Origin of the sequence: Caldimonas sp., from assembly GCF_046289365.1 — a bacterium.
Taxonomy (GTDB): Bacteria; Pseudomonadota; Gammaproteobacteria; order Burkholderiales; family Burkholderiaceae_C; genus Caldimonas.
Genome location: NZ_JBKBVU010000168.1, coordinates 1 through 6,755 on the forward strand (window position 1 = coordinate 1; position 6,755 = coordinate 6,755).

The window sequence follows — 6,755 nt, forward strand, 5'->3', positions numbered from 1 at the left end:
GCCCGCTGCGCGCACCAGGGCCTGGGCGTTGCGCAGCGCGGCGATCACGCCGCCGGCGGCGGCGATGTGGTTCTCCTTGATCAGGATGCCGTCGTACAGGGCCAGGCGCTGGTTGCGGCCGCCGCCCACGCGCACGGCGTATTTCTGGGCCAGCCGCAGGCCCGGCAAGGTCTTGCGGGTGTCGAGGATGGCGCAGCCGCGCGGGTGGGGGCAGGCGCCTTCGATGGCCCGCGCGTACTGCCGGGTGACGGTGGCCGTGCCCGACAGCAGTTGCAGGAAGTTCAGGGCAGGGCGCTCGGCGGTGAGCAACGCTCGCGCGCGCGCCTCGATCTCGCAGACCACGGTGTCGGCGCTCAGCTCGGCCCCTTCGGTCGCCCGCCAGTGGATCTGCGTGGCCGGATCGACGGCGTGCATGCAGGCGTCGAACCATTCGCGCCCGCACAGCACGGCCGCTTCGCGCAGCAGCACCCGGGCGCGCACGCGCTGGGCGGCCGGTACGAGCTCGGCCGTCCAGTCGCGACGGCCCACGTCCTCGAACAGGGCCTCGCGGACGTTGCGTTCGCGGGCTTCGGCCAGGGTTTCGTTGTGGTCGAACATGGGCTCAGGCGGCTCCGAGGTGGCGCACGAAGCCGTGCTGCGGCCGGGCGATGGCAGCCGGGTTGCGGGCGACGAAGTCGAGCATGCGGTCGATGCAGCCCAGCGCCTGGCTGCGCACGGGTTCGGGCACGGTGATCTCGCCGCTGCCGCGCTCCAGGCAGGCCAGCACGCCTTGAAGGGCGTTCATGGCCATCCAGGGGCAGTGGGCGCAGCTCTTGCACGTGGCGCCGCTGCCGGCGGTGGGAGCTTCGATGAGGGTCTTGCCGGGGGCCATCTGGCGCATGCGGTGCAAGATGCCGTTGTCGGTGGCCACGATGTACTCGGTGGCGCTGCCTTCGACGACGGCCTTGAGGAGCTGGCTGGTCGAGCCCACCACATCAGCCTGCTCGACCACGCTGCGCGGCGATTCGGGGTGGACGAGCACCAGGGCCTCGGGATGCTCCTTGCGTAGCAGTTCCAGTTCGAGCCCTTTGAATTCGTCGTGCACGATGCACGCACCGTTCCACAGCAGCATGTCGGCGCCGGTCTGTTCCTGGATGTAGCGGCCCAGGTGACGGTCGGGCGCCCAGAGGATCTTGTGGCCCTGCTCCTTGAGGTGGCGCACGATGGCCAGGGCGCAGGAGCTGGTCACCATCCAGTCGGCACGCGCCTTGACGGCGGCGCTCGTGTTGGCGTAGACGACGACCTGGCGGTCGGGGTGGGCGTCGCAGAAGGCGGCGAACTCGTCGGGCGGGCAGCCCAGGTCGAGCGAGCATGTGGCGTCCAGATCGGGCATCAGGACGGTCTTGTCGGGGCTCAGGATCTTGGCGGTCTCGCCCATGAAACGCACACCGGCCACGATGAGGGTGCGCGCGGCATGGTCGCGCCCGAAGCGGGCCATCTCGAGCGAGTCGGACACGCAGCCGCCGGTCTCCAGGGCGAGGTCCTGGATGTCGCCGTCGACGTAGTAGTGGGCGATGAGCACGGCATCGCGCTCGGCCAGCAACTGGCGGATGCGCTGGCGGGTGGCTTCGCGTTCGGCCGGGCCCAGGGGCTCGGGCACTTTCGCCCAGGCATGGGCTGTACAGCTCGCACCTCGGGCATCCTGGCGCGTGTAGTCGTAGATCACGGATTCCATGGCGGCTGGGGCCGCGTGGGGGCGGCCCGCATCAAGAGCAATACTCAGGGCTGCATGGTAGCCCAGCGGCCCTCCCTGTGCCGCAGGGGCGGGCGTTCAGGCCAGCAGTTTCTCCGCGTCCATCACCCGGAAGCGCGCCAGGGCGAGGTTGGTGCGTTGCCGGTCCAGGACGACCAAGAGGAAGAGGTCGGCATGCTGGTTGACGCTGCGCAGGATCTGCTGGCGCCGGCCGAGGGTGACGATGACCTCGTCGACACGGTCGCCGCCCAGGTCGCGCGCGGCACGGCGGTGGGCTTTGAGCACCTCGGTGGCGGTGGCGGCGGCGAGATCAAGGGACAGCTCCTCGGCGTCGTCGGCGAGTTGCTGGCCCAGCACCAGCCCGGTGGTGAGGTCCACGACGCAACTGCCCAACACGCCTTCGATGCGCATGAGCTGTTCGAGCACGCGCAGCACGCGGGCCTCGTCGACGTTGGTGCGCAGCACATCGGTCACGAGCCGCGCCGGGCCGATCTCGTGGACTTCCGGCAGCGGGGTGAGGGCGGCGCCTGCCGCAGCGTCGTCGGCAGGTGGCGCCGCCTCGGCGGTGGCAGCGTCGACGGCGAGATCACCGATGCGCACCGGAAAGTCTCCACCCGGCCGGGTCGGCGCACGCAGCCGGGCCTGTGCTCCGTGGGGGAGGTGCTTGACGCGGTTCCAGGTGTTGAGCACGGAGTTCCACACGCCCGAGGCGCTGGTCATCGGTTCGGTGCTCACCATCACGTTGAGCGCGCTCGGCCAAGCCACGGCGGCGATGCGTGTGGCCAGCGGGGCCACCGGGGCCGACAGCAGGAAGAGCAGGTGCGGGCAGTGCCAGTGCTCGCCATGCGCGGCGGCATTGAGGGTGGCGACGATCTCGTCGAAGAGCGCCTGTGGCATGGGCGCCATGATGATCGCGCTCAGGTGGCTGCGTTCCATCAGCGCGATCGGGATGACCTGGGCTTCCTGGCTCGCATCGCGCACGTCGGCGTGGTAGATCTTGAGCGGGTCGTCCACGCGGCGGGGCAGGGCGGTGCGCTCGATCAGCGCAATCGACGCCAGCGTGCTCTGGTGGCGCAGATGCAACCGCTCGATGGGCTGGCCAGAAGCGTCGGACAGGGCCTTGATGACCCCACCAGCCCACATGCGTGCCGGGTCGTGCAGCGTGATCTGGCGTGCGGCATGGTCGAGGTCGGCCCGCGAGGCGGCCAGGTGCTGGCGGATGGCCTCGGCCGGCGAACCGACGATGAACAGGTCGCGCGTGTGCTTGTCGACCATGTGGCCGCGGTCGGTCACCTCGGTGGCATGGCTTTCCAGGATCGCGGTGGCGGCGAAGTCGGCCGCATCGCGCGGGCCGGCGTTACGCAGCGCCCGGCCCGACGGGCCGCCCAGCGGGTTGAGATCGCCGAAGAGGGAGGTGAGCATGGCAAGCTCCTCGGGGGCTGGCGGCATTCCAGACAGGCTGGGGCGCCGCAGGCGAAGTCTGCTGCCAGTGTAGGCGCAGGCGCACCGCCGCGCCCGGGCCGTCCGGCATGACCCCCATGAACGGTCAGATCACGGCGACGGAAGGTGCGTGCCGGGCTTCCGGCCGTGTCGGGCTCAGCGAGGGCCGGCCAGCAATTCCCGCGGTGAACATCCCATGGTGCGCCGCACCATCGCACTGAAGGCGCTGGGGCTGTAGCCCAGCTCGGCGGCGATCTGGCCCACGGACTGGTGCGAGGCCGCCCGCGCGACGGCATGGGCCAGCACGACCCGTTGGCGCCAGCGGGTGAAGGTGGTGCCCAGTTCGTCCCGGAACAGCCGGGCCACGGTGCGCAGGCTGGCGCCGGTGTCGCGGGCCCAGGCCGCCAGTGTGGCGTGCCGGGTCGGGTCGGCCAGCACGGCCTCGCACAGCTGGCGCAGCCGCTTGTCGCGCGGCAGGTCCACGCCCAGAGGCACGACGGCGGCGCGGCGCAGTTCGTCAAGCACCAGGGCACCGAGCAGGCCTTCGCGGGCCCGTTCGGCGGGCGTGAGCTCGGCCTGGCCGTCGGGCCGGGTGTCCATCTCCAGCACCAGGGCACGCAGCAGGCCCGAGACCTCCAGCACCCGGCATTCGCGCCAGCGCGGCTGCTCGTGGGCCGGCACGTCCGGGCCGCAGTGGCCCTCGGGCTGGTACAGGTAGAGAGTGCGCAGGTCGGCGTCCTCGACCACGGTGACCGCATGCTCGACGCCGGGCGGAATCCACAGGGCCCGCGAGGGCGGCACGATGTAGCTGCCGCGGGCGACGGTCAGGCGCGTGACGCCGGTCGTGGAGATCGCAAGCTGGGCCCAGGGATGGCGGTGCGGCACCACTTGCGTGTCGGCACGCAGATGGTGCAGCTTGGCGCGCACCGGCCGCTGCGGACTGGGCCGGTACAGGTGGGGCGTCAGCGGCCCGACGTAGGACAGATCGCGCGAGCGGGGGCCGGAAGCGGGGTTTGGCATGTTTGCGACAAAAATTGACCTGCTATCGTAAACCTGCCGCCGTCATCGTGCCTACCATCACGTCCATGAGCACGACGACTTCGAGCGCCCCGGGCGCGGCACCACTGGCGCAGGACGCCCGCACCATCGGCCTGGTGGGGCTGGCCCACGGCACCTCGCACTTCTTCCATATGTTGCTGCCGCCGCTGTTCCCGTGGCTGATCAGCGACTTCTCGCTGAACTACTCGCAGCTCGGGCTGCTGGTGTCGGTGTTCTTCGTGATCTCCGGCGTGGGGCAGGCTCTGTCGGGCTTCCTGGTCGATCGGGTGGGCGCGCGGCCGGTTCTGTTCGCGGCGCTGGCCTGCTTCGCCCTGGCGGGGCTGGTCGCCGCCTGGGCGCCGGGCTATGGCGGGCTGCTGCTGGCCGCGGCGCTGGCGGGCCTGGGCAATGCGCCTTTCCATCCCGTGGACTTCACCATCCTCAACAAACGGGTCTCTCAGCCGCGGCTGGGGCATGCCTTCTCGGTGCATGGCATCACGGGCAACCTGGGCTGGGCGGCGGCGCCGGTCTTCATGGCCGGCCTCACGGCGGCCACGGGCTCTTGGCGTGTGGCCTGCGCCGGGGCGGCCCTGCTGGCTGCGCTCGTCCTGATGGCGATGGTCTGGCACCGACAGGCGCTGGACGACCGCCAGGGCCGCTGGGCCCACGCCACCCGGCCGCAGGCCCCCGGCACCGCGGCTGAGCATCCGATGGCTTTTCTGAAGCTGCCCTCGGTGTGGCTGTGCTTCTCGTTCTTTTTCTGGACCACCTGTGCCTTGAGTGCGATCCAGAGCTTCGCGAGCCCCGCGCTGCAGTCGCTGTACGGCCTGCCGCTGGCGGTGACCTCGCTGGTGGTGACCGGCTACATGTTGACCGGTGCAGCCGGCATGGTGATCGGGGGCTTTCTCGTGGCCAAGGTCGAACGGCTCGAGCGGACGATCGGCGTGTCCCTCGTGGGCTCGGGCGTGCTGCTGGCCGTGGTGGGACTGGGGATACTGCCGGGGCCTGGCGCGGTGCTGGTGGCGGCCCTGGCCGGGCTGGGCACGGGCCTTGCCGGCCCTTCGCGCGACATGCTCATCAAACGGGCAGCGCCACCCGGCGCGACCGGGCGGGTCTATGGCACGGTGTATTCCGGTCTGGATCTGGGCTTTGCCGTGGCGCCGCCGCTGCTGGGGCTGCTGATGGACCGCGGCGCCGCCCCGGGCATTTTCTATGCGGCGGCTTTTGCCCTGCTGTTTGCCGTGGTGTCGGCCGCCTGGGTGGGCACGCGCGTGGCGGCCGGCCGCAAGACGCCAGCGGGAGCAGCGGCCTGAAAGGTGGCCCCGAGGGCGGCCGGCCACCCTCGTCAGGCGATGGCGGCAGCACGTCGTGGGCAGGCGGGCCAGGATAATCGGCCCGTCTGCAGCAAGGAGAACCCTCCATGATCCCCACCCCGGCTTCCCGCCTGGCGGGCCATGCCCTGGTCGAGGCCCTGGTCGCCCAGGGCGTGGACACTGTCTTCGGCGTGCCCGGCGAGAGCTTCCTCGCCGTGCTGGACGGCTTCTACGAACACCGCGAGCGCATCCGCTTCATCGCCTGCCGTCAGGAAGGCGGTGCGGCCTTCATGGCCGAGGCCCAGGGCAAGCTCAGGGGGCGCCCAGGCATCTGCTTCGTCACCCGCGGGCCCGGTGCCACGAATGCGAGCATCGGCCTGCACACGGCCTACCAGGATTCGACACCGATGATCCTCTTCGTGGGCCAGGTGGGCAGTGACTTCCGCGACCGCGAGGCCTTCCAGGAGGTGGACTACCGCGCCATGTTCGGCCCCAGCACCGGCGGCTTTGCGAAGTGGGTGGCCGAGGTGGACCGCCCCGAGCGCTTGCCGGAGTACGTGGCACGGGCCTTCCATGTGGCGATGCAGGGCCGCCCCGGCCCGGTGGTGCTGGCGCTGCCTGAGGACATGCTGATGCAGCGCATCGACACGCCCGTGCTGCCCCGCGTGGAGCCGGCCCAGGCCTGGCCCACACCGGGCGCACTGCGCCGCATCCGCGAAATGCTGGTGGCGGCGAAGCGGCCGATGGTGATCGCCGGCGGTGGTGGCTGGACGCCCGCGGCCTGCCAGGCCCTGCAGCGTTTTGCCGAGGACTGGCAATTGCCGGTGGGCTGTGCCTTCCGCTTCCAGGACCTCTTCGACAATACCCACCCGCTGTACGCGGGCGATGTGGGCATCGGCATCAACCCGAAGCTGGCCCAGCGCATCCGCGAGGCCGACTTGATCCTGGCCGTGGGCCCGCGCCTGGGCGAGATGACCACCAGCGGCTACACGCTGATCGAGGCACCGCGCCCGCGCCAGCAGCTCATCCACCTCCACGCCGGGGCCGAGGAGCTGGGCCGTGTCTATGCCGCCGACCTGCTGGTGCAGGCCTCGATGGCCTGCGCCGCCACCGCCCTGACGAGCCTGGCGGCGCCGCCACAACGGACCCGGGCCGACTGGACCGCCGGCGTGTGCTCCGACCGCGAGGCCAACCACGTCTCGACCCCGCCGCCCGGCACCATGGACCTGGCC

Annotated in this window: 6 protein-coding genes; 2 read left to right on the top strand and 4 right to left on the bottom strand. The window is 71.2% G+C overall.

Translation table 11 applies throughout. The features are described from left to right. The 4 genes from ACK42S_RS14115 to ACK42S_RS14130 form a co-directional block, all read right to left on the bottom strand. On the bottom strand, window positions 1–597 hold a 597-nt coding region (locus ACK42S_RS14115), incomplete at its 3' end, for a nicotinate-nucleotide diphosphorylase (protein WP_409708766.1). A gap of 4 nt (window positions 598–601) precedes the next feature. After that, entirely contained in the window at window positions 602–1,714 is a 1,113-nt protein-coding gene (gene nadA / locus ACK42S_RS14120) for a quinolinate synthase NadA (protein WP_409708769.1), read from the bottom strand. Window positions 1,715–1,810: 96 nt separating this feature from the next. Next, window positions 1,811–3,154 carry a roadblock/LC7 domain-containing protein gene (locus ACK42S_RS14125; protein ID WP_409708772.1) on the bottom strand — a complete coding sequence of 448 codons (1,344 nt, stop codon included), beginning with the start codon at window positions 3,152–3,154 and terminating at the stop codon, window positions 1,811–1,813. A gap of 174 nt (window positions 3,155–3,328) precedes the next feature. Then, the gene (locus ACK42S_RS14130; protein WP_409708775.1) at window positions 3,329–4,192 is read right to left on the bottom strand and encodes an AraC family transcriptional regulator; all 864 of its coding nucleotides are present in this window, start codon (window positions 4,190–4,192) and stop codon (window positions 3,329–3,331) included. Between the two features lie 65 nt (window positions 4,193–4,257). On the opposite strand from ACK42S_RS14130, the gene ACK42S_RS14135 reads away from it, so the two are divergent. Next, complete coding sequence (locus ACK42S_RS14135) at window positions 4,258–5,523, top strand: MFS transporter (protein ID WP_409708778.1); 1,266 nt, start codon at window positions 4,258–4,260, stop codon at window positions 5,521–5,523. Between the two features lie 107 nt (window positions 5,524–5,630). Then, window positions 5,631–6,755: thiamine pyrophosphate-binding protein (locus tag ACK42S_RS14140; RefSeq protein ID WP_409708781.1), on the top strand; the 1,125-nt coding region annotated here is incomplete at its 3' end.